This is a genomic window from Variovorax sp. EL159, assembly GCF_900100965.1.
Taxonomy (GTDB): domain Bacteria; phylum Pseudomonadota; class Gammaproteobacteria; order Burkholderiales; family Burkholderiaceae_C; genus Variovorax.
The window spans coordinates 551,453-576,461 of sequence record NZ_FMUJ01000005.1 but is presented as its reverse complement, the minus strand read 5'-3'; the positions used below and the strand labels follow the sequence as shown (position 1 = coordinate 576,461).

At 68.0% G+C, this 25,009-nt stretch carries 19 protein-coding genes; 4 read left to right on the top strand and 15 right to left on the bottom strand.

The window, feature by feature from the left end; all coding sequences use genetic code 11:
* Positions 1 to 17: 17 nt before the first annotated feature.
* The 8 genes from yjfF to BLQ28_RS23575 all read right to left on the bottom strand — a co-directional run bounded on the left by yjfF (position 18) and on the right by BLQ28_RS23575 (position 10,127).
* Positions 18 to 1,046: a galactofuranose ABC transporter, permease protein YjfF gene (gene yjfF, locus BLQ28_RS23610; RefSeq protein WP_093245216.1), complete on the bottom strand. Its 1,029-nt coding sequence runs from the start codon at positions 1,044 to 1,046 to the stop codon at positions 18 to 20.
* Positions 1,043 to 2,077, bottom strand: coding sequence for an ABC transporter permease (locus BLQ28_RS23605; RefSeq protein ID WP_093245214.1), 1,035 nt, complete (start codon positions 2,075 to 2,077; stop codon positions 1,043 to 1,045). The genes yjfF and BLQ28_RS23605 overlap by 4 nt, the downstream gene beginning before the upstream one ends.
* Positions 2,078 to 2,216: 139 nt before the next feature.
* The gene (locus BLQ28_RS23600) at positions 2,217 to 3,737 is read right to left on the bottom strand and encodes a sugar ABC transporter ATP-binding protein (RefSeq protein WP_093245211.1); all 1,521 of its coding nucleotides are present in this window, start codon (positions 3,735 to 3,737) and stop codon (positions 2,217 to 2,219) included.
* 12 nt (positions 3,738 to 3,749) lie between these two features.
* Entirely contained in the window at positions 3,750 to 4,961 is a 1,212-nt protein-coding gene (mmsB, locus tag BLQ28_RS23595) for a multiple monosaccharide ABC transporter permease (RefSeq protein ID WP_093245208.1), read from the bottom strand.
* Positions 4,948 to 6,543 (bottom strand): multiple monosaccharide ABC transporter ATP-binding protein, encoded by a 1,596-nt coding sequence (mmsA, locus tag BLQ28_RS23590; protein ID WP_093245205.1) that lies wholly within the window; start codon positions 6,541 to 6,543, stop codon positions 4,948 to 4,950. Before mmsA ends, mmsB begins: the two co-directional genes overlap by 14 nt.
* A gap of 8 nt (positions 6,544 to 6,551) precedes the next feature.
* Complete coding sequence (gene chvE / locus BLQ28_RS23585; protein WP_093245202.1) at positions 6,552 to 7,622, bottom strand: multiple monosaccharide ABC transporter substrate-binding protein; 1,071 nt, start codon at positions 7,620 to 7,622, stop codon at positions 6,552 to 6,554.
* A 12-nt stretch (positions 7,623 to 7,634) separates the two neighbouring features.
* The gene (locus tag BLQ28_RS23580; RefSeq protein WP_093245199.1) at positions 7,635 to 8,600 is read right to left on the bottom strand and encodes an ABC transporter substrate-binding protein; all 966 of its coding nucleotides are present in this window, start codon (positions 8,598 to 8,600) and stop codon (positions 7,635 to 7,637) included.
* 72 nt (positions 8,601 to 8,672) lie between these two features.
* Complete coding sequence (locus tag BLQ28_RS23575) at positions 8,673 to 10,127, bottom strand: aldehyde dehydrogenase family protein (protein ID WP_093245196.1); 1,455 nt, start codon at positions 10,125 to 10,127, stop codon at positions 8,673 to 8,675.
* Positions 10,128 to 10,279: 152 nt separating this feature from the next.
* Here BLQ28_RS23575 and BLQ28_RS23570 point away from each other — a divergent pair, with 152 nt between their 5' ends.
* The gene (locus BLQ28_RS23570) at positions 10,280 to 11,239 is read left to right on the top strand and encodes a LysR family transcriptional regulator (protein WP_093245194.1); all 960 of its coding nucleotides are present in this window, start codon (positions 10,280 to 10,282) and stop codon (positions 11,237 to 11,239) included.
* Positions 11,240 to 11,258: 19 nt separating this feature from the next.
* On the opposite strand, the gene BLQ28_RS23565 is transcribed toward BLQ28_RS23570, so the two are convergent.
* Entirely contained in the window at positions 11,259 to 12,068 is an 810-nt protein-coding gene (locus BLQ28_RS23565; RefSeq protein WP_093245191.1) for an SDR family NAD(P)-dependent oxidoreductase, read from the bottom strand.
* A gap of 101 nt (positions 12,069 to 12,169) precedes the next feature.
* On the opposite strand from BLQ28_RS23565, the gene BLQ28_RS23560 reads away from it, so the two are divergent.
* Entirely contained in the window at positions 12,170 to 13,114 is a 945-nt protein-coding gene (locus BLQ28_RS23560) for an SMP-30/gluconolactonase/LRE family protein (RefSeq protein WP_176801207.1), read from the top strand.
* Positions 13,115 to 13,135: 21 nt separating this feature from the next.
* Here the strand turns inward: BLQ28_RS23560 and BLQ28_RS23555 are convergent, their stop codons facing one another.
* The 5 genes from BLQ28_RS23555 to BLQ28_RS23535 form a co-directional block, all read right to left on the bottom strand.
* Entirely contained in the window at positions 13,136 to 14,221 is a 1,086-nt protein-coding gene (locus BLQ28_RS23555) for an aldose epimerase family protein (protein ID WP_093245185.1), read from the bottom strand.
* Complete coding sequence (locus BLQ28_RS23550; protein WP_093245182.1) at positions 14,218 to 15,177, bottom strand: alpha/beta hydrolase family protein; 960 nt, start codon at positions 15,175 to 15,177, stop codon at positions 14,218 to 14,220. Before BLQ28_RS23550 ends, BLQ28_RS23555 begins: the two co-directional genes overlap by 4 nt.
* A complete protein-coding gene (locus BLQ28_RS23545) occupies positions 15,174 to 19,964 on the bottom strand; it encodes a CapA family protein (RefSeq protein WP_093245179.1) in 4,791 nt (1,596 codons plus the stop codon). Before BLQ28_RS23545 ends, BLQ28_RS23550 begins: the two co-directional genes overlap by 4 nt.
* A gap of 66 nt (positions 19,965 to 20,030) precedes the next feature.
* Positions 20,031 to 21,071, bottom strand: coding sequence for an OmpA family protein (locus tag BLQ28_RS23540; RefSeq protein WP_093245176.1), 1,041 nt, complete (start codon positions 21,069 to 21,071; stop codon positions 20,031 to 20,033).
* Positions 21,072 to 21,285: 214 nt separating this feature from the next.
* Positions 21,286 to 22,164, bottom strand: a complete 879-nt coding sequence (locus BLQ28_RS23535; protein ID WP_093245173.1) for a LysR family transcriptional regulator — start codon at positions 22,162 to 22,164, stop codon at positions 21,286 to 21,288.
* A 141-nt stretch (positions 22,165 to 22,305) separates the two neighbouring features.
* Between BLQ28_RS23535 and BLQ28_RS23530 the strand changes: the two genes are divergently transcribed.
* A complete protein-coding gene (locus BLQ28_RS23530) occupies positions 22,306 to 23,280 on the top strand; it encodes a DMT family transporter (protein WP_093245171.1) in 975 nt (324 codons plus the stop codon).
* Positions 23,277 to 24,401, top strand: a complete 1,125-nt coding sequence (locus BLQ28_RS23525; protein ID WP_093245168.1) for an NADH:flavin oxidoreductase/NADH oxidase — start codon at positions 23,277 to 23,279, stop codon at positions 24,399 to 24,401. Before BLQ28_RS23530 ends, BLQ28_RS23525 begins: the two co-directional genes overlap by 4 nt.
* 40 nt (positions 24,402 to 24,441) lie before the next feature.
* On the opposite strand, the gene BLQ28_RS23520 is transcribed toward BLQ28_RS23525, so the two are convergent.
* Entirely contained in the window at positions 24,442 to 24,924 is a 483-nt protein-coding gene (locus tag BLQ28_RS23520; RefSeq protein WP_093245551.1) for a DUF2147 domain-containing protein, read from the bottom strand.
* Positions 24,925 to 25,009: the final 85 nt, after the last annotated feature.

Genomic DNA, 25,009 nt, shown 5'->3' with positions numbered 1-25,009 from the left:
GGAAAGAAAAGAGAAAGTCAGCGCCGGGGTGCGCGCGAAGTGAAGAAGCGCTGCAGCAGGCAGAACACGAACAGCAGCGCGCCGACGACGATGCGCGTCCACCACGAACTGAGCGTGCCGTCGAACGAGATCAGCGTCTGGATGATCCCGAGCATCAGCACGCCGAACAGCGTGCCCGCCACATAGCCCACGCCGCCCGTGAGCAGCGTGCCGCCGATCACCACTGCCGCAATCGCATCGAGCTCCAGCCCCATCGCATGCAGGCCGTAGCCCGAGAGCATGTAGAAGGTGAAGATCACGCCCGCCAGCGCCGAGCAGAAGCCCGACAGCGTGTACACGCCGATGAGCGTGCGGCGCACCGGCAGGCCCATCAGCATCGCCGACTGCTCGCTGCCGCCGATGGCGTACACCGCGCGGCCGAAGGGGGTGCAGTGCGCGATGAACACCGCCGCGAGCAGCACCACGACGGCGATCACCGCGCTGATCGACACCGAAGCCTCGCCCCAGATCGGAATGCGGATCTGCGAGACCTCGGAGTAGAACGCGTTGGTGATGCTGATCGAATCGATGCTGATGAGATAGCACAGGCCACGGGCCAGGAACATGCCCGCCAGCGTGACGATGAAGGGCTGCAGCCGGAAGCGCTCGATCAGCAGCCCCATGAACGCGCCGAAGGCCGTGCCCATGAGCAGCACCAGCGGAATCACGATGGCCGGGCTCCAGCCGTGGTTTTCGACCAGCGAGGCCGAGACCATGGTGGTCAACGCGATCACCGAGCCGACGGACAGGTCGATGCCGCCCGAAAGGATCACGAAGGTCATGCCCACGGCCACGACGATGAGGAAGGCGTTGTCGATCAGCAGGTTGAGGAACACCTGCGCGGAGAAGAAGCCGTCGTAGAAGACCGAGCCCAGCGTGGCGACCAGCACGAACAGTGAGACCGTCGCCACCAGCGGCAGGTACTTCGGGTTGAGCCCCTTCCTGCTCCCTCTCCCGCGCGCGGGAGAGGGTTGGGGCGAGGGTGCCGCGTCCATCACCGCGCTCATGCCCGTCCCCCTTCATGCGCCGGCCGCTTCACCAGCGTGCGCACCTGCGCCCGGAACTCCGGCGACTGCAGCAGCATTACCGCGAACACCACGCCCGCCTTCACCACGAGGTTGATCTCCGGCGGCACGCCCAGCGAATAGATCGCATAGGTCAGGGTCTGGATGATGAGCGCGCCGATCACGCTGCCCACGAGGCTGAAGCGCCCGCCGGTCAATGCCGTGCCGCCCAGCGTGACGGCAAGGATCGCATCAAGCTCGATCAGTTGCCCCGCGTTGTTGCCGTCCGCGCTCTTCACGTTGGAACTGATCAGTAGGCCCGCCACGCCGGCGCACGCGCCGCAGAACGCATAGGCCCCGACCACCAACCGCCGCGCCTGCACCCCGGCCACGCGTGCCGCCGTCGGGTTGATGCCCACGGCCTGGATGAACAAACCGAGCGCCGTGCGCGTGATCGCGAGGTACAGCAGCACGAACACCGCCGCCACGATGAACAGCGAGAACGGCAGGCCCAGCAGGTAGCCGCTGCCGAGGAAGAAGAAGGGCTTGTAGTAGATCGTGATGATCTGGCCGTCGGCAATGAGCTGCGCGATACCGCGCCCCGCCACCATGAGGATCAGCGTCGCGATGATCGGCTGCATGCCCACCTTGGCAACCAGCAGGCCATTCCACAGGCCGCACACCAGCGCGATGGCGATGGCGGCCACGATCGCCAGCCACATCGGGAAACGGCTCACGTCGCTCGCGACCGAGCCGCCGATCATCCATGCCGCGAGCGCTGCGGCAATCGCGACCACTGCGCCGACAGAGATGTCGATGCCGCGCGTCGCGATCACCAGCGTCATGCCGAGCGACACGAGCACCAGCGGGGCGGCGCGGTTCAGGATGTCGATCAGGCTGCCGTAAAGATGGCCGTCACGCCATTCGAGGTGGAGGAAGCTGGCGTTGAAGGCAGTGTTGACCGCGAGCAGAAGCAGCAGCGTGATGAGTGGCCACGCGAGGCGATGGCGCATGAGAGACGAAAGGCGGTTCATGTGTGCTGCCTTGCTCCTTCCCCCTTTGGGGGAAGGCTGGGATGGGGGCAAGCGGCCTCGAATGCCGCGCGGCGGTGGCGGCCGCCAGCCCCCACCCCTGCCCTCCCCCAGAGGGGGAGGGAGAAAGAAAAGAGGTACGTCATGCGGCGGCAATCATTTCGTACACCTCATCCTCGGACGAACCACCCGGCAGCTCGCCCACCTTCTTCCGGTCCCGCAGCACCACGATGCGATGCGCCACGCGCACCACTTCGCTCATCTCCGACGAGATGAAGATCACCGCCATGCCCGCTTTCGCGAGCCGCAGGATCTCTTCCATGATCTCCTGCTTGGCCGCCACGTCGATGCCGCGCGTGGGCTCATCGAGGATCAGCAAACGCGGCTCGGTCGCGAGCCAGCGCGCGATCATGGCCTTCTGCTGGTTGCCACCCGAGAGCAGGCCGATGGGCGTTTCGACACTCGCCGTCTTGATGCCGAGCGACTTGACGAAGCGCTCGGCCATCTCGGTCTGCTCGACGTGCGACAGAAACCGCCGCGTGCCCAGACGCGCCTGCAAGGCGAGCGCGATGTTCTCGCGCACCGACAGCTCCGACACGATGCCATCGGTCTTGCGTTCCTCGGGGCACAGCGCCAGCCCCTCGCGGATCGCATCCGCCGGGTTCGAGAAGCTCACCGTGCGGCCGTCCATCTTGAGCTCGCCCCGGTCGGGCGACTCCAACCCGAACAGCAGGCGCGCGAGTTCCGTGCGGCCCGCACCCAGCAGGCCCGCGATGCCGACGACCTCGCCGGCACGCACGCGCAGGTCGGTCGCCTGCAACTGCCCCGCCTGCCCCAGCCCATCGGCCTGCAGCAATGCGGGTGCAGCTTCATCGAAAGCAGGCAATGCAGCGGGGCGTGCCGACTGCGCCGCAAGCTCGCGCCCCAGCATCGCCGCGATCAGCGCCTGCGGCCCGAGGTCGCCCGCGCGCCACTCGCCCACCCACTGGCCATTGCGCAGCACGGTGATGCGGTCCGACACCGCATACATCTGGTTGAGAAAGTGCGTCACGAAGACGATGGCCAGCCCCTCGCCGCGCAAACGCCGGAGCACCTCGAACAGTTTTTCCACCTCGTCGTCATCGAGGCTCGATGTCGGTTCGTCGAGGATCAGCACCTTCGACGACACACCGAGCGCGCGCGCGATCGCCACCATCTGCTGCACCGCCACCGAGTAGCTCGACAGCAGCCGCGTCACGTCGATGTCGAGCCCGATGCGCGCCAGCAGTTCGGCGGCGCGGCGGTTCACCTCGGCCCAGTCGATGCGAAAACCCTGTGCCACGCCGCAGCGTGGATAGCGCCCGGCAAACACGTTCTCGGCCACCGAGAGGTTCGGGCACAGGTTCACCTCCTGGTAGACGGTGCTGATGCCCAGCTTCTGCGCTTCCAGCGGCGAGGCGGGGCGAATGGCCTGGCCATCGAGAAACATCTCGCCGCCGCTCGACGGCAGCACGCCCGTCAGCACCTTGATGAGCGTCGACTTGCCTGCGCCGTTCTGCCCCATCAGCGCATGGATCTCGCCGGGGTACAGCTTCAGCTGCACGTCGTTCAGCACCGGGATGCCGCCGAACTGCTTGTGGATGCCCTTGAGCTCCAGTACGGGCGAAAGAGTGTCGTCAGCCATGCGCAGCAGCCATCACTTGTTCTTGTTGTAGACGTCGATGAACACCGCCGCCAGCAGCACCAGCCCCTTGATGACCTGCTGGTAGTCGATGCCGATGCCCAGGATCGACATGCCGTTGTTCATCACGCCCATGATGAAGGCGCCGATCACCGCGCCCATCACGCGGCCCACGCCGCCCGAGGCCGAGGCGCCGCCGATGAAGCAGGCCGCGATCACGTCCAGCTCGAAGCCCAGGCCCGCCTTGGGCGTGGCCGTGTTGAGCCGCGCCGCGAACACGAGGCCGGCCAACGCGGCCAGCGCGCCCATGTTCACGAAGGTGAGGAAGGCCAGCCGCTGCGTCTTCACGCCCGACAGCCGCGCGGCCTTCTCGTTGCCGCCCAGCGCGTAGATGCGCCGGCCGATGGTGGTGCGATTGGTGACGAAGTCGTACACCACGATCAGCACCGCCATCACGATCAGCACGTTGGGCAGGCCCTTGTAGGTCGACAGCAGGTAGCTGAAGAACAGGATGACCGCGGCAAAGAACAGGTTCTTCACGAGGAAGAAGGCGTAGGGCTCGGTCTCCATGCCGTGCGCCGCCAGCTTGGCGCGGCCGCGCAGCTTGAAGAACACCAGCGCCGCGGCGGCCAGCGCGCCGACGACCAGCGAAGTGGTGCGCAGTGCCTCGCCACCCAGCGGATCGGGAATGAAGCCCGAGCTGAGCCGCTGGAACTCGACCGGAAACGGCCCCACCGACTGCCCCGCCAGCAAGGCCAGCGTGAGCCCCTTGAACACCAGCATGCCGGCCAGCGTGACGATGAACGACGGGATCTTTCGGAACGCCACGAACCAGCCCTGCGCCGCGCCGATGAGCGCACCCGCCGCGATGCTGACGATGGCCGTCGGCACGAAGTGCCACTCGTACTCGACCATCAGCACCGCCGCCAGCGCGCCGATGAAGCCGCAGACCGAGCCCACCGACAGGTCGATGTGCCCCGCCACGATCACCAGCAGCATGCCCAGCGCCATGATGACCACGTAGCTGTTCTGCAGCAGCAGGTTGGTGAGGTTCAGCGGCCGCAGCAGCGTGCCGCCGGTCAGCACCTGGAACAGCACCATGATCGCGACCAGCGAGATCAGCATGCCGTACTCGCGCAGGTTGTTCTTGAGGAACCCCGCGTGCAGCTTCGGCCCTTCCGCCACCGGCACGGCGGCCTTCACCGCGTTGGCTTCAGGCTGCGACATGAACGGTGCTCCCTGCGCTCACGATCGCATGCATGATGCGTTCCTGCGAGGCCTCGGCGGCGGGGAACTCGGCCACGAAGCGGCCCTCGTTCATCACGTAGATGCGGTCGCACATGCCGAGCAGTTCCGGCAGTTCCGAAGAGATCATGAGAATGCCTTTGCCCTCGCTCGCGAGCTGGTCGATGATGGTGTAGATCTCATATTTGGCGCCCACGTCGATGCCGCGCGTGGGCTCGTCAAGAATCAATAGTTCGGGTTTGGTGAAGAGCCACTTGCTCAACACCACCTTCTGCTGGTTGCCTCCCGAGAGGTTGACCACCAGTTGCTCGACGCCCGAGCAGCGGATGTTGAGCGCCTTGCGGTAGTCGCTGGCCACCTTGAACTCACGGCCGTCGTCGATCACCATGCGCTCGGCAATCGCATCGAGATTCGCCAGGCTGATGTTCTTGCGGATGTCTTCCTCCAGCACCAGCCCCAGGCCCTTGCGGTCTTCCGTCACATAGGCGATGCCGTGGTCGATGGCCTTGCGCACGGTGCTCACGTCCACCGGCTGGCCGTGCATCAGCACCGTGCCGCTGATGCGCTGGCCGTAGGAGCGGCCGAACACGCTCATCGCCAGCTCGGTGCGGCCCGCGCCCATGAGGCCAGCAATGCCGACGATCTCGCCCTGGCGCATGTTCAGGCTCACGCCCTTGATCTGTTCGCGGTCGGCATGCAGTGCGTGGTGCACGTGCCAGTCGCGCACCTCGAACACCGTCTCGCCGATCTTCGGGGTGCGCTGCGGGTAGCGGTGCTCCATGTCGCGCCCGACCATGCCGCGGATGATGCGATCTTCGCTGATGGGCTGCGTGCGGCAGTCCATGGTCTCGACGGTGGCGCCGTCGCGCAGCACGGTGACCGAGTCGGCCACCTTGGCGATCTCGTTGAGCTTGTGCGAGATGAGGATCGACGCAATGCCCTGGCGCCGCAGTTCGATCAGCAGCATCAGCAATGCGTCGCTGTCGTTCTCGTTGAGGCTGGCGGTGGGCTCGTCGAGGATCAAGAGCTTCACCTCCTTGGCCAGCGCCTTGGCGATCTCGACCAGCTGCTGCTTGCCCACGCCCAGGTCGGTCACCAGCATGGTGGGCGGCTCTTTCAGTCCCACCTTGGCGAGCAGCTCGCGGGTTTTCGCATAGGCGGCAAACCAGTCGATCACGCCGCCGCTGGCGATCTCGTTGCCCAAAAAGATGTTCTCGGCAATCGACAGCAGCGGCACCAGCGCCAGCTCCTGGTGGATGATGATGATGCCGAGCTTCTCGCTGTCGGCGATGCCCTTGAAGCGGCGCACCTCGCCCTCGAAGTGGATGTCGCCGGTGTACGAGTCGCACGGGTAGACGCCGCTCAGCACCTTCATGAGCGTCGACTTGCCCGCGCCGTTCTCGCCGACCACCGCGTGGATCTCGCCCGCGCGCACCGCCAGGTTGACGTTGCTCAGGGCTTTCACCCCGGGAAACGTCTTGGTGATGCCGCGCATCTCCAGGATCGTGCGCGCCTTGCCGCCACCGCTGTCGCTGCCGCCTTCTTTGTTGTCTTCCGCTCCCATGGCAACGCTCACTTGACCTGGCTTTCCTTGTAGTAGCCGCTGTCGATCAGCACCACCTTCCAGTTCGAGGCGTCCACGCTCACCGGCTTGAGCAGGTAGGAGGGCACGACCTTGATGCCGTTGTTGTAGGTCTTGGTGTCGTTCACCTCGGGTGTCTTGCCCGAGAGCATGGCGTCGACCATGGCCACCGTCACCTTGGCCAGCTCGCGCGTGTCCTTGAACACGGTGGAGGTCTGTTCCTTGCGCAGGATCGACTTGACCGACGGCACCTCGGCGTCCTGCCCCGACACGATGGGCATCGGCTGCGAGGCCGAGCCGTAGCCCACGCCCTTGAGCGACGACAGGATGCCGATGGACAGGCCGTCGTAAGGCGACAGCACCGCATCGACGCGGTCCTTGGTGTAGTAGGCCGACAGCAGGTTGTCCATGCGCGCCTGCGCCACCGCGCCGTCCCAGCGCAGCGTGCCGACCTTGTCCATGCCCATCTGCTTGCTGCGCACCACGAGCTTGCCGCTCTTGATGTAGGGGTCGAGCACCGACATCGCACCGTTGTAGAAGAAGAAGGCGTTGTTGTCGTCGGGCGAGCCGCCGAACAGCTCGATGTTGAACGGCCCCTTGCCGCCCTTCAGGTCGAGCGCCTTCTCGATCGACTGCGCCTGCAGCACGCCGACCTGGAAGTTGTCGAAGGTGGCGTAGTAGTCGACGTTCTTCGAGCCCTTGATGAGCCGGTCGTACGCGATGACCTTCACGCCCTTGTCGGCCGCCTTCTGCAGCACGTCCGAAAGCGTGGTGCCGTCGATGGCCGCGATGACGAGCACCTTCGAGCCCTTCGTCACCATGTTCTCGATCTGCGCGAGCTGGTTCGGGATGTCGTCGTCGGCGTACTGCAGGTCGGTCTTGTAGCCCTTGTCCTTGAAGTACTTGACCATGTTGGCGCCGTCGGCGATCCAGCGCGCCGACGACTTGGTGGGCATCGAGATGGCGATCAGGCCCTTGTCCTGCGCGTAGGCCAGCGGCGCGATGCCCACCAGCACGACGGCCAGGCCGACCAGCGAGGCCTTGAGAAAGTTGCGTTTCATGTACGGGGCTCCTCAGTACTTGCGATTGGGAAATTCTTTGGCCGCGACTTCCATGGGGAAGATGCTCTCGACAGTCACGATGCGCTTGGGCAGCGTCTTGCCGTCCTTGATGTCCTTCACCGCTTGCATGAGCTGCGGCCCCAGCAGCGGGCTGCATTCCACCGACACGTTGAGCTTGCCGGCGATCATGGCTTCGAAGGCGCCCTTCACCCCGTCGATGGAGATGATGGTGATGTCCTTCGCGGGCTTCAGGCCCGCTTCTTCGATCGCCTGGATGGCGCCGATGGCCATGTCGTCGTTGTGCGCGAAGAGCACGTTGATCTTTTTTCCCTCGGCCTTCAGGAAGGCTTCCATCACCTCCTTGCCCTTGGCGCGCGTGAAGTCGCCGGTCTGCGAGCGGATGATCTTGAACTTCGGGTCGGCCTTGATGATTTCCTCGAAGCCCTTCTTGCGGTCGATGGCCGGGGCCGAGCCCACGGTGCCCTGCAGCTCGACGATGTTCACGTCGCCCTTCTGGTCCTTCATCTTCTCGACCAGCCAGCGGCCGGCCTTGCGGCCTTCCTCGATGAAGTCGGAGCCCATGAAGGTCACGTAGAGCGAGTCGTCCTTGGTGTTGACGGAGCGGTCGGTCAGCACGACCGGGATCTTGGCGGCCTTGGCTTCGCGCAGCACCGTCTCCCAGCCCGACTCGACCACGGGCGAAAAGGCGATCACGTCGACCTTCTGCGCAATGTAGGAGCGGATGGCCTTGATCTGGTTCTCCTGCTTCTGCTGTGCGTCGGAGAACTTCAGCTCGATGCCGGCATCCTTGGCGGACGACTTGATCGACTCGGTGTTGGCGGTGCGCCATTCGCTCTCGGCGCCCACCTGCGCAAAGCCCAGCACGAGCTTCTTCTGCGCGAAGACGGACACGGGCAGCATGCTGCCCAGGGCTGCGGCGGCGAGCGCGGTGTTAAGGGTGCGACGATTCATGGTCATGGGATGTCTCCTTCTTGATGTCACGAGGACTTTGCTGTTGGCTGTTGGTGTGGTGAACGAAACCCCGTCCGGTCAGGCCAGCATGTAGCCGGTCTTCACCGTCGTGTAGAACTCCGCGGCGTGGCGCCCTTGTTCGCGCGGCCCGTAGCCCGACCCCTTGCGGCCGCCGAAGGGCACGTGGAAGTCCACCCCCGCGGTCGGCAGATTGACCATCGTCATGCCGACCACGGCATGCCGCCTGAAATGCATCGCGTGCTTCAGCGAGTTGGTGCACAGGCCCGCGCACAGGCCGAAGGGCGTGTCGTTGCACAGCGCCAGCGCTTCGTCGTAGTCGTCGGCGCGCAGCACGCAGGCCAGCGGGCCGAAGATTTCCTCGCGCGCGATGCGGTGCGCGGGCTTCGCGAGAAAGAGCGCGGGGCTCATGTAGTGGCCGGTGGTGGCGCGCTGCAGCGCTTCGCCGCCCCACACGTGCTCGGCGCCTTCTTCGCGCGCAATCCCGACCCAGGCGAGGTTCTGCGCCAGCCGTTCTTCGTCGGCCACCGGGCCGATGTCGACGCCGCGCTCCAGCGCGTGGCCGATCTTCAGCGTCTTCAGGCGCTGGCGAAGTTTGGCGACGAAGGCGTCGTGCACGGCGGCCTCGACGATGAGCCGGCTCGACGCGGTGCAGCGCTGGCCGTTCGAAAAGTAGGCGCCCTGCACCGCGCAATCGACGGCGCGGTCGAGGTCGGCATCGGCCAGCACCACCAGCGCGTTCTTGCCGCCCATCTCCAGCTGCACCTTGGCGCGCCGTGCGGTGGCCGCCTGCAAAATTCGCTCGCCGTTGGCGGCCGAGCCTGTGAAGCTCAGTGCATCGACCAGCGCGCTGTCGACCAGCGCCTGCCCCGCTTCGCGCCCGCTGCCCATCACGAGGTTGAACACGCCGGCGGGCAGGGCCGCGCGGCTGATGATGTCCGTCAGCGCCCAGCCGCAGGCCGGCACCAGCTCGGCCGGCTTGAAGACCACGCTGTTGCCATGCGCGAGCGCTGCCGCGATCTTCGACGCCGGCACCGCGAAGGGCGTGTTCCACGGCGTGATGAGGCCCACCACGCCGACCGGCTCGCGCGTCACGTCGACCTGCACGCCGGCGCGCACCGAGGCCACGTTCTCGCCACCGCCGCCGCGCAAGGCTTCGCCCGCGAAGAACTTGAAGATCTGGCCCGCGCGCGCTGCTTCAGCCACGGCTTCGGGCAGCGTCTTGCCGACCTCGCGCGCCAGCAGCAGGCCCAGCTCGTCCTTGCGTGCGAGCAGCTCGGCGCCGATGCGGTCGAGCACGTCGGCGCGCCGCTGCGGCGTGCTGTGGCTCCAGTGCGGAAAGGCTTCGGTGGCGGCGCGGATGGCGGTCTCGACCTGGCGGCGGTCGGCACGTGCGTACTCGGCAACCACCTCGCTGGTGTCCGATGGATTGGCGCTCACACCGGTGGTCGCGCTGGTCTCCCAGCGGCCGTTGATGTACTGCCGCACGTTCTGATGGATCTCGCCATGAATCACCGGGCGCCGACCTTGTCTCTTGGATGTGGGGTGCGGGCAGTCTAGGAACAGAATCGATATCGATCCAATCGTTTTTTAGACAAAATGCATATCGATCGCCGGATTCTGGAAAACCCGATCAGCCCTTGGTTTCCAAAAACAAGAGAAGAGCCATGACCAACTACAACCACTGGTTCATCCGCGCCCGCCTGAAGACCCGCCAACTGCTGCTGCTCGTGGCGCTGGCCGAAGAAGGCAACATCCACCGCGCGGCGCAGGTGCTCAACATGACGCAGCCCGCCGCCTCCAAGCTGCTGAAAGACCTCGAAGATGTGCTGGAGGTGCCACTGTTCGACCGCCTGCCGCGCGGCATGCGGCCCACCTGGTACGGCGAGACGATGATCCGCCACGCCCGCGTGGCGCTGGCCAGCCTGAACCAGGCGCACGACGAACTCACCGCGCTCAAGGCGGGCCGCTTCGGCCACGTGAGCGTGGGTGCCATCACCGCGCCCGGCCTCACGCTGATGCCGCCCGCGGTGGCGATGGTCAAGCGCGAGCAGCCCGACCTGCGCGTGTCGCTGGAGATCGAGACCAGCCCGGTGCTGATCGAGCGGCTCGAGCAGGGCAAGCTCGACATCCTCGTGGCGCGGCTGTTCGCCGAGCACGACAAGTCGCAGCTGCGCTACGAGGCGCTGAGCGAAGAGCCGGTGTGCGCGCTGGTGCGCCCCGGCCATCCGCTGCTCGGCGTGAGCGGGCTCACGTTGCGCGACGTGGTGGGCGCCGGCTGGATCGTGCCGCCCGCCGGCAGCGTGCTGCGCCACCGCTTCGAGCTGATGTTCCAGGAAGAAGGCCTGGCGCCGCCGGCCAACACCATCGAGAGCTCGGCCCTGCTCTTCATCACGCGCATGCTGCAGCAGAGCGACATGGTCGCGGTGCTGGCGACCGACGTGGCGCGCTACTACGCATCGCACGGCATCGTGTCGCTGCTGCCGCTGGACATGCCCTGCCACATGGACGCCTTCGGCATCATCACGCGCACCGACCGGCTGCTGTCGCCGGCCGCGAAGGTGATGATGAAGGCGCTGAAGACGGCCAGCATGAGCGTCTACGGACGCAAGCTCGAGATCGACTGACGAGCCGCCCGGCGCGTCTTCAGGTCCAACCGGCGTCCACCGTGAACTCTTGCGCCGTGCACATCTTCGCGTCGTCCGACGCAAGGAACAGCACCATGCGCGCGATGTCTTCCGGCATCAGCTTGTCGGGCAAGCACTGGTTGCGCTTGAGCGCCTGCTCGCCTTCGTCGTCGAGCCACAACTTGACCTGCCGCTCGGTCATCACCCAGCCGGGCGAGACGGTGTTGATGCGGATGCGGTCCTTGCCCAGGTCGACCGCGAGCCCGCGCGTGAGCCCGTTGACCGACGACTTGGCAATCGCGTAGCAGGGGTAGCCCGAGCCCTTGGTCTGCCAGCCCGTGGAACCCAGGTTGACCACCGAGCCGAAGCCGAGGCGCCGCATGCCCGGCACCACCGACTGGATCGCGAACAGCGCGGGCCGTTCGTTGATGGCCATGCGGTTGTCGTAGTAATCGGGCGTGACCGATTCGAGCGTATGGCGGTCGTCGCTTGCCACGTTGTTGACCAGCACCGCGAAGTCGCCGAGTTCGGCGGCCGCATCGGCGATGGCCGTCTGCAGCGAGGCGATGTCGCGCACGTCGCAGGCACGCCACCACGGCGCCGCATGGCCGGCCTCGACGATCTGCCGAGCGAGCGCCGCGCTGGCGCCCTCGGCAATGTCGACGAAGGCCACGCGCGCGCCCTGCGCCGCAAACGCGGCGACGATGGCCGCGCCGATGCCGCTGCCGCCACCGGTGACGAACACCGTGCGACCCTGCAGGCTGGGGTGGATCGAGAGCTTCGGGGGATTCACAGAACGTCTCCAGGAAGAAGGGTCGGCATCTGACATTGCAATATGAATATCAATTGATGTCGTATTGTTTAATTTCCATTATCAATATGCCTTGATACGATCCGCCGCGTCAAGAAGACATGACCAAGACAAAACCAATGAACAGACAAGAGACAAGCCCGCCTTCCCCGCTTCCGGTCCCCGTGGTCGAAGGCGCGCCCGAATGCATCTGGGCCGCCGGTGCCAACCTGGGCGAGGGCACGCTGTGGTCGGTGCGCGAGCAGGCGCTCTACTGGATCGACATCCTCACGCCGCGCCTGTTCTGGTTCCGGCCCGCCGACGGCGCACGCCGCGCCTGGCAGTTCGACGAAGAGATCACCGCGATCTCGGAGCGCGCGAACGCGCCGGGCCTCGTCCTCACGCTGCGCCGTGGCTTCGCGCTCTTCGACACCACGCAGCTACCGGGTGCCGGCGCCAGGCCGCGCTACCTGCACCAGCCCGAACCCGAGCGCACCGGCAACCGCTTCAATGATGGCAAGTGCGACGCCCGCGGCCGCTTCTGGGCCGGCAGCATGGACTTCGATTGCAAGGCGCCCACCGGCGCGCTGTACCGCTACGACGCCGACGGCCAGTGCACGAAGCACGACGACGGCTTCGAGGTGACCAACGGGCCGACGTGGTCGGCCGACGGCCGCACCATGTACTTCAACAACACGGTGCTCAACAAGCTCTACGCCTACGACTTCGACATGGACGCGGGCACCGTCGCGAACCGGCGCGTGTGGCACCGCTTTCCCAAAGGCAACGGGCTGCCCGACGGCATGACGACCGACGCGGCCGGCCACCTCTGGATCGCGCACTGGGACGGCGCATGCGTGACCTGCCACGACCCGGTGAGCGCGGCCGAGCTGTGCCGCATTCCGCTGCCCGCGAGCAACGTCACCGATTGCGCCTTCGGTGGCGCGGACATGCAGACGCTGTACATCACGACGGCGCGCAACGGCCTCACGGCCGAACAGCAAGAAGCCGAGCCATTGGCGGGTGGGCTCTTCGCGGTGCGCATCGGCAGCCCCGGCGTGCCTGCCGCGCTGTTCGCCGGTTAGATCGACAGCGCGTGACGCGCTTCAGCAAATGCTGAAGCGATGCTCGGTCGTGCTGCTGAAGACTTCGCCCGGCCGCAGCACGGTCGATGGAAAGCCCGGCTGGTTCGGCGAGTCGGGAAAGTGCTGCGTTTCCAGGCACAGGCCATCGCCCTGCCGCAGGCTCGCACCGGCCGTGCCCATGAGGCTGCCGTCGAGAAAGTTGCCGGAATAGAACTGCACGCCCGGCTCGCTGGTGTGCACTTCCATCACGCGGCCCGAGGCTTCGTGTTCGAGGCGCGCGGCAAGCGCCAGGCCATCGCGCACGTCGTGCCGATCCAGCACCCAGTTGTGGTCGTAGCCGTGCGCGACCAACAGCTGCGCGTGCCCTTCGCGAATGCGCGCACCGATGCGCGTCGGCTCGCGAAAGTCGAAGGGCGTTGCCGCCACGTCGGCCAGCCCGAGCGGGATCAGCGTGGCATCCACCGGGCAGTAGCGGCTCGCGGGAATCGTCAGCCGGTGGTCCATCACCGAGCCGCCGCCCGCGAGGTTGAAGTAGTCGTGGTGGCTCAGGTTCAGCACCGTCGGCCGGTCAACCGTGGCGCGGTAATCGATGCGCCATGTGTTGGCCGCCGCGCCGAGCGTGTAGCGCACCGTCAGCTGCACCTCGCCGGGGTAGCCCTCTTCGCCATCGACGCTGGCGTAGCGCAGCTCGATGGCGATGTCGCCGCCGGCCTGTTCGGGCGCGAGCGGCTCGATCTGCCAGAAGCGCGTGCCGAAACCGTCCTTGCCGCCATGCAGCGAGTTGGCCCCGTCGTTCAGGCCCACCTGATGCGCCACGCCATCAAGCACGAAGCGCCCCGCCGCGATCCGGTTGGCATAGCGCCCGACGATGGTGCCCAGGTGCGGATGCGGCTTCAGGTAGTCGGCGAGCGTCGGCAGCGCCAGCACGATGTTCGCGCTCTGCCCCTGCCGGTCGGACACGTGCAGCGCGGTGACGATGCCGCCGCGGTTGATGGCGCTCAGGCGCAGGCCCCGGCCGTTGTCGAGGGTGTATTCGGTCACGGCCCGGCCATCGGGCATGCGGCCGTATTCGCGCGAGGTGATGGGGCTGCGGCTGCTGTCGTTCATTTGCGGTCCAGTGGCGGGAACAGCGCTTCGCGCGCACACAGCGACGCGGTGCGCAGGCCGATGCCGTCCTTCAGGTCATGGAACTCGGGCGGCTCGGCCGCGTGCGTGCGCATCTCGACGTGGTGCCCGGCCTTGGCCACCGCATCGGCAAAGCGCTGCTGCAGGGCAAAGGGCGTGTTCTGGTCGTCGCGGTTGCCGATCAGCACGATGCGCCGCGTGGCATCGCGCGCGATGCCGTTCACATGGTCGAGCGGGTCATAGAACTGCGTGCTGCCAGTGGTGTCGGTCAGGCCGTCCTTCGAGCGGCCGAGCAGGCGCGCGCGCTCCAGCAGCCCGAAGGCGCCCGAGGTCAGCACCGCGCAGGCGACGCGGGTGCGGCCCATGGTCAGCAGCGCGGCGCCCGCGGTGGCGCCGCCGCTGTGGCCGACGATCACGATGCGCTGCAGCTTGTGGCGCGCCATGAGCGCATCGAGCGCCGCATCGAGCGCGTGGAACTCCACCGGCTGGCGCCGCTTGCGATGGTCGCCCGACGAGCCGTAGGTGCCAGGCCGCGCGACAAAGATCCACGGCACGCCCGCGCGGTCGCGGTTGCGTTGCGCGTCGAGCGTGCGCAGCGCTTCGGTGTTCTCGGGAATGCGCGTGGGCGCCTGGTCCATCACGCCGTCGCGATCGCCGGAAAACTGCACGATGGCCATGCGTGCGCCTTCGATGTCGTCACTCGCGAAGTAACGAATGCAGGCCGGCCCTTCGACGGGCTGCACCCACAGGTAGCCGGCGCGGTCGGGGCAGTTGGCGCGTACGGCCGGCTGGTTCCAGTGCAGCACGGCGTCGCCCGACGCGGCGAACGGCGCCGGCACGCCGGGGCCGGTGCGCTGCGCGCAGGCCGCCTGCGCCAGTGCGAGCAGCACCAGTGCCACACGGGCGGGCCGCCGCAGGAAGCCGCCCGTGGTGTTCATAGCTGTTGCAGCAGGCCGGGAATGCTGCCGAAGTCGGACCATTCGCGGTCGCCCTTCACCAGCACCAGGTCGCCGTCGCGCAAGAAGCCGCCCAGGTAGCCCGTGAGCTGCGCGGCGTTGTCGAAATGCGGGCCGAGCAGTTCGCCCGGCACCTCTTCGCGCAGCCAGCGCATTTCTTCGCCGTGCGTCACCACGTGCTCGATGCCCGAGGCCATCAGCGGCGCGGCCAGGCTGCGGTGCATGGCCTCGGCCTCTTCGCCGAGGTTGATGATGCGGCCCAGCACGCCGATCTTGCGCACGACCGGCCCGGCTTCCGCGCGCTGGTAGGTGCGCACGAATTCCATGGCGTTGCGCATCGACATGACCTCGGCGTTCCAGCTGTCGTCGATCAGCGTGGCCTGCACGCCCGCCTGCGTGCGCAGCGCGTGCACCTGCATCACCGAGGCAGGCAGGCGCACGTGCGGCATGCGCGCGCAGGCTGCCTCGCCGTCGAAGCCCATGGCCAGCAGCGCCGCGAAGGCAAGCGCCGAATTGCGCACCAGCCCCGCGCTTGCGATGGGGAACAGGTATTCGAAGGTGCGCCCCGCCACCGCGACGCGCACGCGGCAACCGCCGCCGGGCTCGGGCCGGGTCTCGGCCACGCGCACGTTGGCGTCGGGCCCGGTGCCCACCACCCAGATCGCACCGGCCGTGCGCGCGGCCGCCTGCACCACTTGGGCCAGGCACGGGATGTGGTCGGCCACGATGGCCACGCCGCCGGGCTCCAGGCCCAGGAAGATACGCGACTTGAATTCGGCCGTGAGTTCGAGCGTCGAGGCCTGGCGGGTCTGCGACAGGCCGATCTCGGTGACGATGGCCACGTGCGGCCGCGCCACCAGCGAGATGGGGCCGCGCTCCATCCAGAGGCCGCTCTGCGCCATTTCGAGAATGCACACGTCGGCGTCGGCCGCAAGGTTGGCCAGCATGGCCGGCACGCCGACGCGCGAGTTGTAGTTGTCGATGGTGGTGCGCACGCGCGCGGCCGCGGGCAGCAGGTCGCGCAGCATGGCGATGGTGGACGACTTGCCGACCGTGCCGGTCACGCCCACCACGAAGCCCTGGTAGCGCGCCCGCGCGGCGGCGCCGAGCGCGAGCATGGCGCGGATCGGGTCGTCCACCTGCAGCAGCGGAAAGGCCGGATCGAGCCCCTCGACCGGATGCGCGACGATGGCACCGGCCAGCGCGTGCTGCAGGCCGGGCAGGTCGAGGTGGCGGTCCCAGTTGTCGGGGCGCGGCCTGCTGTAGGCCTCGTGCACGGCCAGCGTGCGGAAGTCGGAGGCGACGAAGAGCGCGGGGCCGGGCAGCATCGTCAGATGGCTCGAGCCGCGCACCACCGAGTTGACGGACCAGCCCGCCGGTGGCGCGACCAGCCAATGGCCGCCTGTCACCTCCTGCAGTTGCTCGGCCGTCCACAGTGGCGACGGGTGGGGCCCGGCACCGGGGCGCAATGCAGCGAGCACGGGCGCCGGGCGATCGGGCAAGGGCGTGGGAAAGTCCGGCACGCGCAGGCCGCACCACACGGCCAGCCGGCGCGCTGGCGGCAGATCGGGCAGGTCGCCGCGCACGCGCACTTCGAGCCGCATCACATCGCTTTCGAGCAGGCCGGGGCGCGGCGGGCGCAGGCCGTAGCGGTCGCGGTAGATGCGGCCGGGCTCCCAGCGGCTGGTGGGCCACATCCAGTCGCAGGGGTCGTGGTCCATGCCTTCGCCCCAGGGCGGCATGGTGGTGCTGCGCGCCGGCACGGCACGGAAGTGCAGGCGCAGGTCGGCGGCCACGGGCGCATCGACGGTCCAGAAAGACTCGACCCACAGCATGCGGCGCCCGACGATCTGCCGTGGCGCGCAACGCAGGCCGAGCAGGCGCAGCGGACCCATCTGCAGCGGCGGCATCTGCGCATCGACCGGCACGGCATCGACCAGCCATTCGGGGCGCGGTGCACGCACGGGGCCGACGATGGGAGGCAGGCGGTCGGCCGGTGGCGCCGCCATCTCCTGCGCGAAGGCCGGCCGCTCGGGTGGCGACAGGCGCACGGCGCAACGGCCGCCGGGCACAGGCGTCATCTCGGTGCCGAGCGCGCGGCACTGCTCGGCGAAGCGCGCGCTCGCGGCCTGCGCCTGCTCGCCTTCAAGCTGCTTCGAGAAACCGAAACCGACGCCGACCGGCGTGAACATCACCTGCTCGACGCCGCGCAAGCCCAGCGTCAGCGAGAACACGCCGGAGGGTGCGAAGTCGTTGCGGATGGAGTCGAACAGCAGGTCGCCCGCGTCGTGCAGGATCGGCCGGCCGCGATACGTCTCGATGCCCTGCAGCACGTGCGCCGAAGTGCCGAGCACCGCGTCGGCACCCGCATCGACGATGGCGTGGCCCACGGCGATCTCGGCCGCGGACGGCGCGGACTCCAGGTTGGCGCCCCAGTGCACCGCCACCAGCACCACGTCGGCCTCGCGGCGCGCGGCTTCGATGCGTGGCGCGAGGGTGGCCTTCCACGCGGCTGCGTCGTCGAGCGACAGCCACGCGGCACCGGCGCGCTCGGCGCCGGCCGCGAAGTGCGGCTGCGTCGCGTCGAGCGAGAACAGCGCCACGCGCACGCCGCCCGCGCGCCGGAAGGCGGGGCGCAGCGCGGCTTCGAAGGTGCTGCCGGTGCCTGCGTGGGCAATGCCCGCGGCATTCAGCAGGCCCTGCTGCTCCATGAGCGCATCGGCGCCGTAGTCGCCGCTGTGGTTGTTGGCAGTGGCGACCATGCCGATGCCCGCCTCGGTCAGCACCGCGAGCATTTCGGGCCGGGCCCGGTAGTAGTAGGGGCCGGCCTCGCCCTTCTCGACGCCCTGCTCGCCGGTGGTGGCGACCACGCATTCGAGGTTGACGATGCGCAGGTCGGCATCGCGCAGCGCGGCGATGTCGCCGAGCATCTTGTGCGCCCCGCCCAGCTCGCGCATGCGGTAGTGCTGGCGGCGCCCGAGGTTCACGTCGCCGCCCCACGCGACCACGCCCGTGGATGCCGTGGGTCCCGCCGGTGCCACTGCCTGCGCTGCCGCCGGCAGGCTCGCCAGTTCCGCCTGCCGCGCTTCGCGCGCGGTCAGCATCCGGTGGTAGGCCACGTAGCCCGAGAGGTAGTGCTCCACGTCGTCGATGCGCACGCGAAAGCTGTGGTGCTTGATGAAGAACGAGCCGGCGATGCGATCGGGGTTGCGGAAGAACATCGCCAGCTCGGGCCAGAAGTGGCCGTTGGCGAGGTAGCGCGCGCGGTACTCCAGCGCGCGGTCGAACTTGTCGCGGTCGAGCTCGGCCAGCAGCGGGCGCAGCACCGGGTCGGCCTCCAGCCGCAGCACCATGTCGCGCGCGGCCATCATCAGTTCGAGCAGCGTCGGAAAGGTGGTGATGCGCTCCAGCACGAAGTCGAGGTAGCCGGCCGCGTTCTTCAGGCCGAACTGGTAGTAGCGCGTCTCGGGCCGATAGCGCGTGAGTTCGTTGACGCAGTAGCTCAGCCAGTGGTCGTGCGCGCGCCAGTGCTCGGCGGCGATGAAATGCTCGAAGGCCTTCTCGACCACCGCGAGCCAGCGCGCGTCGCGCGTGAGGCCATACAGGCGCATGAGGCCGAAGGCGGCCTCGCCGTCGTAGTAGATGACGCGGAACTTGTCCTTGACGTCGAGCCCCGGCGCATTGAGCACGTGCACGAAGCTGCCGGTCTGCGGGTCTTGCATGTGGCGGATGCCCAGCGCGATCTGCGTCATCAGCGGCAGGTAGCGCTGGTCGCCGGTCAGCTCGGTGTACTTGACGAAGGCGAGCAGGCAGACCGCGCTGCCGCCGAGCTTGATCTCGCTGCCGATGTCCAGCAGGTAGGCCGCGCGCGTGCCGTCGGGCAGGTTGGCCGGCCGGATGAGGTTGGTCGCCAGGAAGGCCAGCGAGCGGTCGATGGCGGCCTTCTGCGTTGCGCTGCGCGTGAGCTCCCAGGCCTCCAGCATCGCGTAGGTGGAGCTGGCATGGCGCAGTGTGTTGTAAGTGGGAATGGCGCGGTCGAAACAGGGAAACCAGCCGTAGTGGAACTCGCCCGTGGGCTTGACCTGTTCGGCAAGGTAGTCGCTGGCGTCGTCGACCAGGCCGCGGATCAGCCGTGCGTTCCAGTCGGGCAGCGCGCGCAGGCCGGCCGCCTGCCCTTCGGCGGTGATCGGCCACGCACCTTCGGCGTCCACGTACACGGCCCGGGTGGTGAAGCACCAGACCGGCGCGGCGTCGTCCACCGGAAAGTCGATCTCGCGGCCGAAGCGGCGCTGGGTGTGCAGGTGCAGGTTGCCGGTGTTGGGTTCGGCGTGGTCGACGTCGCCGTTGTAGAGGATCGCGCCGCCGTGCATTTCCTGCGCGAGCAGCGCGACGTCGAACTTCGCATCGAAGGCAATGCCCAGGTTGAAATAGTTGCGCTTGGTTTGCGCCAACTTCGCCTTGAGCGCGCCCCAGGTCATGGCCTCGACCCGATCGACCAGCTCCGCGCGCAGGCGCTGCGCCGGGTATTCGGTGCGCCTGGCCAGCGCCGCGATCGCGCCGCTGGCCGCGTGCCATGCCGCCTCGATGTCCACCCCCCGGCCCGATGCCACGCGGGCCCGGCTGCCGCCTTCGCCGATGGCGAAGAAGACCACGCAACCGGCCTCTTCGGTGGCGGGCGACACAGCAGGCAATGCAGCACCCTGCGGGTCCGCCAGTGCCTGCCTGGCGCGGTTCAACAGATCGGTGAGGGAATGCGGATCTTGGTTCATGCAGCCGCGAATGATGACAGGCCGCCGCGTGGCCTGTCACCCCGGCAATCCATGAGTGCGCGCGCCTTACAGACGCAGCAATTCCACGCGGCGATTCTTCGCGCGGCCGTCCTCGCTGGTGTTGGGCGCGACCGGCTCCTTCGAGCCCGCGCCGCGCGAGGTGAAGCGGCGCGCATCGAGCCCCGTCTTGGCCAGCGCCGCGATGACCGACACGCTGCGCCGGCGCGACAGGTCGGCGTTGTGCGGCTCCTCGCCCTGCGCGTCGGTGTGGCCCACCACCTGCACGCGCAACTGCGGGTTGTTGCGCATCAGCTTGGCGATCTCGTCGAGCGTGGGTTGCGAGTCGGGCTTGATGCTGTCCTTGTCCAGATCGAAGTGAATGCCGTAGAGGCTGATGCGGCCGGTTTCCTGCAGGCTCTTCTGCATGGCCGACGCATCGACGAAGACGATCTTGTCGGTTTCCATCGCCTTGGTCTCGACGACGCGCACCAGCGCGAAGCTGCCGCGAAAGCTGCCTTCGGCGAACGCGATGCTGGCGTAGACCTTGCCGTTGGGCGTGTCGTTCTGGGCCAGCAGGTAACGGCCGTCGCTTTCGAAATAGGTGCTCACGTAGGTGCGCCCGTAGCCGATCAGCGGCCACTCGGGCGTGTCGATGACGGTGGCCAGTTCCGAGACGTCGGTGTTGGGCTCACTCCTGTCCGGGTCCTTCCTGTAGCAGCTGCCGTCCTTGGTGCCGCACGAGAACATGACCTGGAAGCCCTTGGCCTTCAGGCCCGCTTCGTAGTTGCGCTGCACTTCGAGCAGCGAGCGGCCCTCGGGCAGGTGGTAGTAGTAGAGCGAGACCTTGCCCGCGACCCGCAGCAGGTTGGGCTTGGGCTTCGGGTCACCCCAGGTCTGGATCGGTTCGCGCAGCAGGCCGACCTCGTCGTAGTTCTTGACCTGGAAGGCGTCCATCGTCGAGCCTTCATAGCGCCCGACCAGCGGATGGTCCTTGGCGGGCTCGGCCGCCGACGCGAAGGTGGCGGCCGCGAGCAGTGCCGCGGACGCCAGGAGTTGTTGCCAGCGCCGGCCGTGGAACGACCGGAACGCGGAGATTGAATGAGCCATGTGGTTGTCCGTTTTCCATGCGAATCGCGCCCCGGATGGGGCGCGATTCAAAGGTAGCGGTGGCTCGCGGCACGGGCAATAAGCCGTTCGGCCAGCCCGTTAAGAAGAAGCGTTTAAGAACGACGCGAAGCCCATCCGCAAGAAGGCGGGGTCATCGAATTCGCTCCGCGGAAACCACGCCTTGGCAAGCTCGCGAGGGCGTGGACCGGCCTCGTCAGGCCCAGGTCTCCAGCACCGCGCCGCGCACGGCATCGACCGCCACGGCGCGCTTGCCACCGGCCGGTGCCACCCAGCACAGCCAGGTGTGCGAACGCCAGCCCTTCCAGATCGCCAGCTCGCCGTTGCGCTCGCCCTGCTCGGCCTGGTCCAGCCGCATCAGGCCCGCGCCCATGCCGCTGGCGACCATGCTGCGGATGGCGCTCTCGCCGTCGGCGGTGCGGCCCTGCCGGTACTCGCGGCCCGCGCCCGCGAACAGCTTTTCGAGATGCACGCGCAGGATGCACGAGGGCGGCGTGCCCACCCACGGCAGGGCCGTGAGCTGGTCGAGCGACAGGTCGGGGTGCGCCTGTGCCACCGGCAGCGGCAAGGTCACGACCAGGTCGACCGCGCCCAGGCGATACAGCTCCAGGCCTTCGATCTGCTCGCCATCGCTCAGCACGTAGGCGCAATCGAGTTCGCCGCGCTGCACGGCCGACAGCGTTTCGTACGACAGCCCCTGCTTCAGTTGCAGCGTGACCTGCGGATGGCGCTCCGCCAGTTTCACCAGCACATCGCCCAGCCGCAGCGCCACCGGATCAACCACCGTACCGAAGCGCACCACGCCCTGCGCCGCACCGCGCAACTGGTCGGCCGCCGAGCGCATGCGCGACGCCGAAGCCAGCGTGCGCTCGGCCTCTTCCAGCAGGCTGTGGCCGGCCTCGGTGGGCGACATGCCCTTGGGCGTGCGCTCGAACAGCTTCACGCCCAGCTCGTCTTCGAGTGCCTTGAGCTGCGCGCTGACGGCCGGCGCGCTGGTGAACACGCGCTCGGCGGCGCGGGTCAGGCTGCCTTCCTTCGCGATGGCAACAAAGGTCTTCAGTTGGTAGAGCTCCATGGGGCAAATTGTGAGCGCTCCGGCCGCTTTCAGCCCTTCGCTTTTTTGGAGCCCCCCGTCCAAAGAAGCGAATGGCAATCGGCGCCGCGAAACCCGATCCTTGGGGCCATCGAATCATTCATTCATTGCCAAAGGCTCACCATGTCTTCTCGTCAACGCCTGCTCGGCATCGCCGCGCTGCTGCTCGCCACCTCCGGGTGGGGCGGCATGTTCCTGGTCAGCAAGGGCGTGCTTCACCACGTTGCGCCGGTGTGGTTCACGCTCATCCGCTACAGCATGTCGGCATTGCTGTTCGTGCTGCTCATTCTTCCGCGCGGCGCCGCGCCCTGGCGCAAGCTGCGGCTGAACGCGGGCGCGCTGGCGCTGCGCGGGTACGCGGGCTTCGGCATCTTCAGCGTAATGCTGCTGCTCGGGCTCGCGCATTCGGTGCCCTCGCACGGCGCGGTGATCATGGCGACCACGCCCATGACCACGCAGCTGCTGCGCTGGGCGCTCGACGGCGTGCGGCCCGCGCGCTCGACGCTGCTGACCACCGCGCTGGCACTGCTGGGCGTGGCCATCGTGTCGGGGCTGCTGTTCAGCACCGGGCCGGCCGCCGAGTCGACGCTCTTCGGCGATGCGGTGGCCTTCACCGGCACATTGGGCTGGGTCTGGTACACGCGCGGCGCGGCGCGCTTTCCGGAACTCGACGTGATCGAGTACACCGCGCTCACGGTGCTGGCCTCGTGGCCGCTGCTGCTGGCCACCGCCGCCGTCGCCACGCTGCTGGGCTGGTCGCATGCGCCGAGCATGGAGGGCCTGCGCCTCTCGTGGCAGGCACTGCTTTACGTGGGGCTGGTGTCTTCGGCGATTGCGGTGCTGGCCTTCAACTACGGCGTGCGCACGCTCGGTGCCGTCACGGGCACGGCCTTCCTGAACTTCGTGCCGGTGTCGGCGTTGCTGATGAGCGTGGCCATGGGCAAGCTGCCCACGGGGAACGAGATTGTCGGCATGGCGATGGTGGTCGGCGCGCTGCTGATCCATACCGCCATGAGCCGCAAGGCTTCTGCGGCGCCCGCACCCCGCATCGCGGACACGCCCCAGAATTACCGCACCTGTGGAGCCACATCATCATGAGCAGTCGTAGCCATCTCTTCGAGCCCTTGCGGCTCGGCAACCTTCAGACCGACAACCGCATCGTCATCGCGCCGATGTGCCAGTACTCCGCCACGGAGGGCACGCCGGGCGACTGGCATCTCATTCACCTGGGCCACCTCGCGCTCTCGGGCGCGGGGTTGCTGATCCTCGAGGCGACGGCAGTGGAGGCCGAAGGGCGCATCTCGCCCGGCGACCTCGGGCTGTATTCCGACGCGAACGAGGAAGGCCTGGCACGGGTGCTGAAGGCCACGCGCGCCCACTCGCCCATCGCGATCGCCATGCAACTGGGTCACGCGGGGCGCAAGGCATCGAGCCGCGCACCGTGGGAAGGCGGCAAGCAGATCCGCCCCGACGAACCCGGCGGATGGAAGGCCTACGCACCCTCGGCCGTGCCGCACTCGCCCACCGAAGACGCGCCCATCGCGCTCGATGCCGCAGGCCTTGCCCGCGTGCGCGATGCCTTCGTGGCGGCGGCGCGGCGCGCCGCGCGGCTGGGCATCGACGGCATCGAGATCCATGCGGCGCACGGCTACCTGCTGCACCAGTTCCTGTCGCCCATCGCGAACCATCGCAACGACGAATACGGCGGCAGCCTGGAAAACCGCATGCGCTTTCCGCTCGAAGTGTTCGACGCGGTGCGCGCGGCCTTCCCGGCCGAACGCCCGGTGTGGGTGCGCGTCTCGGCCAGCGACTGGGTGCCCGGCGGCTGGGACCTCGACGGCACGGTCGCGTTTTCGCAGGCGCTCAAGGCACGCGGCTGCGCGGCCATCCATGTGTCGAGCGGCGGCGTCTCGCCGCAGCAGGCCATCACGCTCGGCGCCGGCTACCAAGTGCCGTTCGCGCAGCGCATCAAGGCCGAGGTCGGCCTGCCGACCATCGCCGTCGGGCTCATCACCGAGCCCCGCCATGCCGAAGCCATCATTGCCGAGGGGCAGGCCGATGCGGTGTCGCTGGCCCGCGCGATCCTGTACGACCCGCGCTGGCCGTGGCATGCGGCGGCCGAGCTGGGTGCGCAGGTGAAGGCGCCGCACCAGTACTGGCGCTCGCAGCCGCGCGAGTTCAAGGACCTGTTCGAGAACGCGCAGTTCGGGGCGCGTTAGCAGGAGAACCCGAGGGGCTGCCGGCGCCCTCCCCGCTCGGTCAGTTCTCTGCAACGCGCAGCCAGTGCTGCGTCTTGCCGAAGAGCGGCAGGCCGACATACGCGCGCAGCAATAGCTCGCCGCCGGCATGGGTGGCGGTGCTCACCGTCATGTTGCAGCTGTAGGTCTTGCCGTTCTCGCGGTTGTAGATCTGGCCGGCCCATTCGGTGGGTGGGCGCGAAGCGTCGGCGGCATCGACCGGCTTGAAATCCTGCAGCAATGTCATGCCCAGTGCCGGCCGGGCGTCGGCGGGCTGCATGTCGCCGCCGCCAGGAGCCATCGAGCGGTTGCCGAGCACCTTGACGACCGTGCCGCACAGCGCGGCGCCGCAAGGCGCGATCTCGACTTCGAGGTTGCCGTTCGCAGTGATCCAGCGGCCGCGCGGATCGGCTGCGGGAGAAGGCTGGGCCTGCGCAGCGGCTGCAACAGACAACACGACAGCGGCGAACGCGCGGCCTGGACGATGGAGCGAGGGCATGGTCATGACGGGCTTCGTTTCGAGTGGATGAAGCAAGCATTCCATCGCGACCCGCGCCTGGATGTGTTTCGAACCACGCCCTGATTCGTCG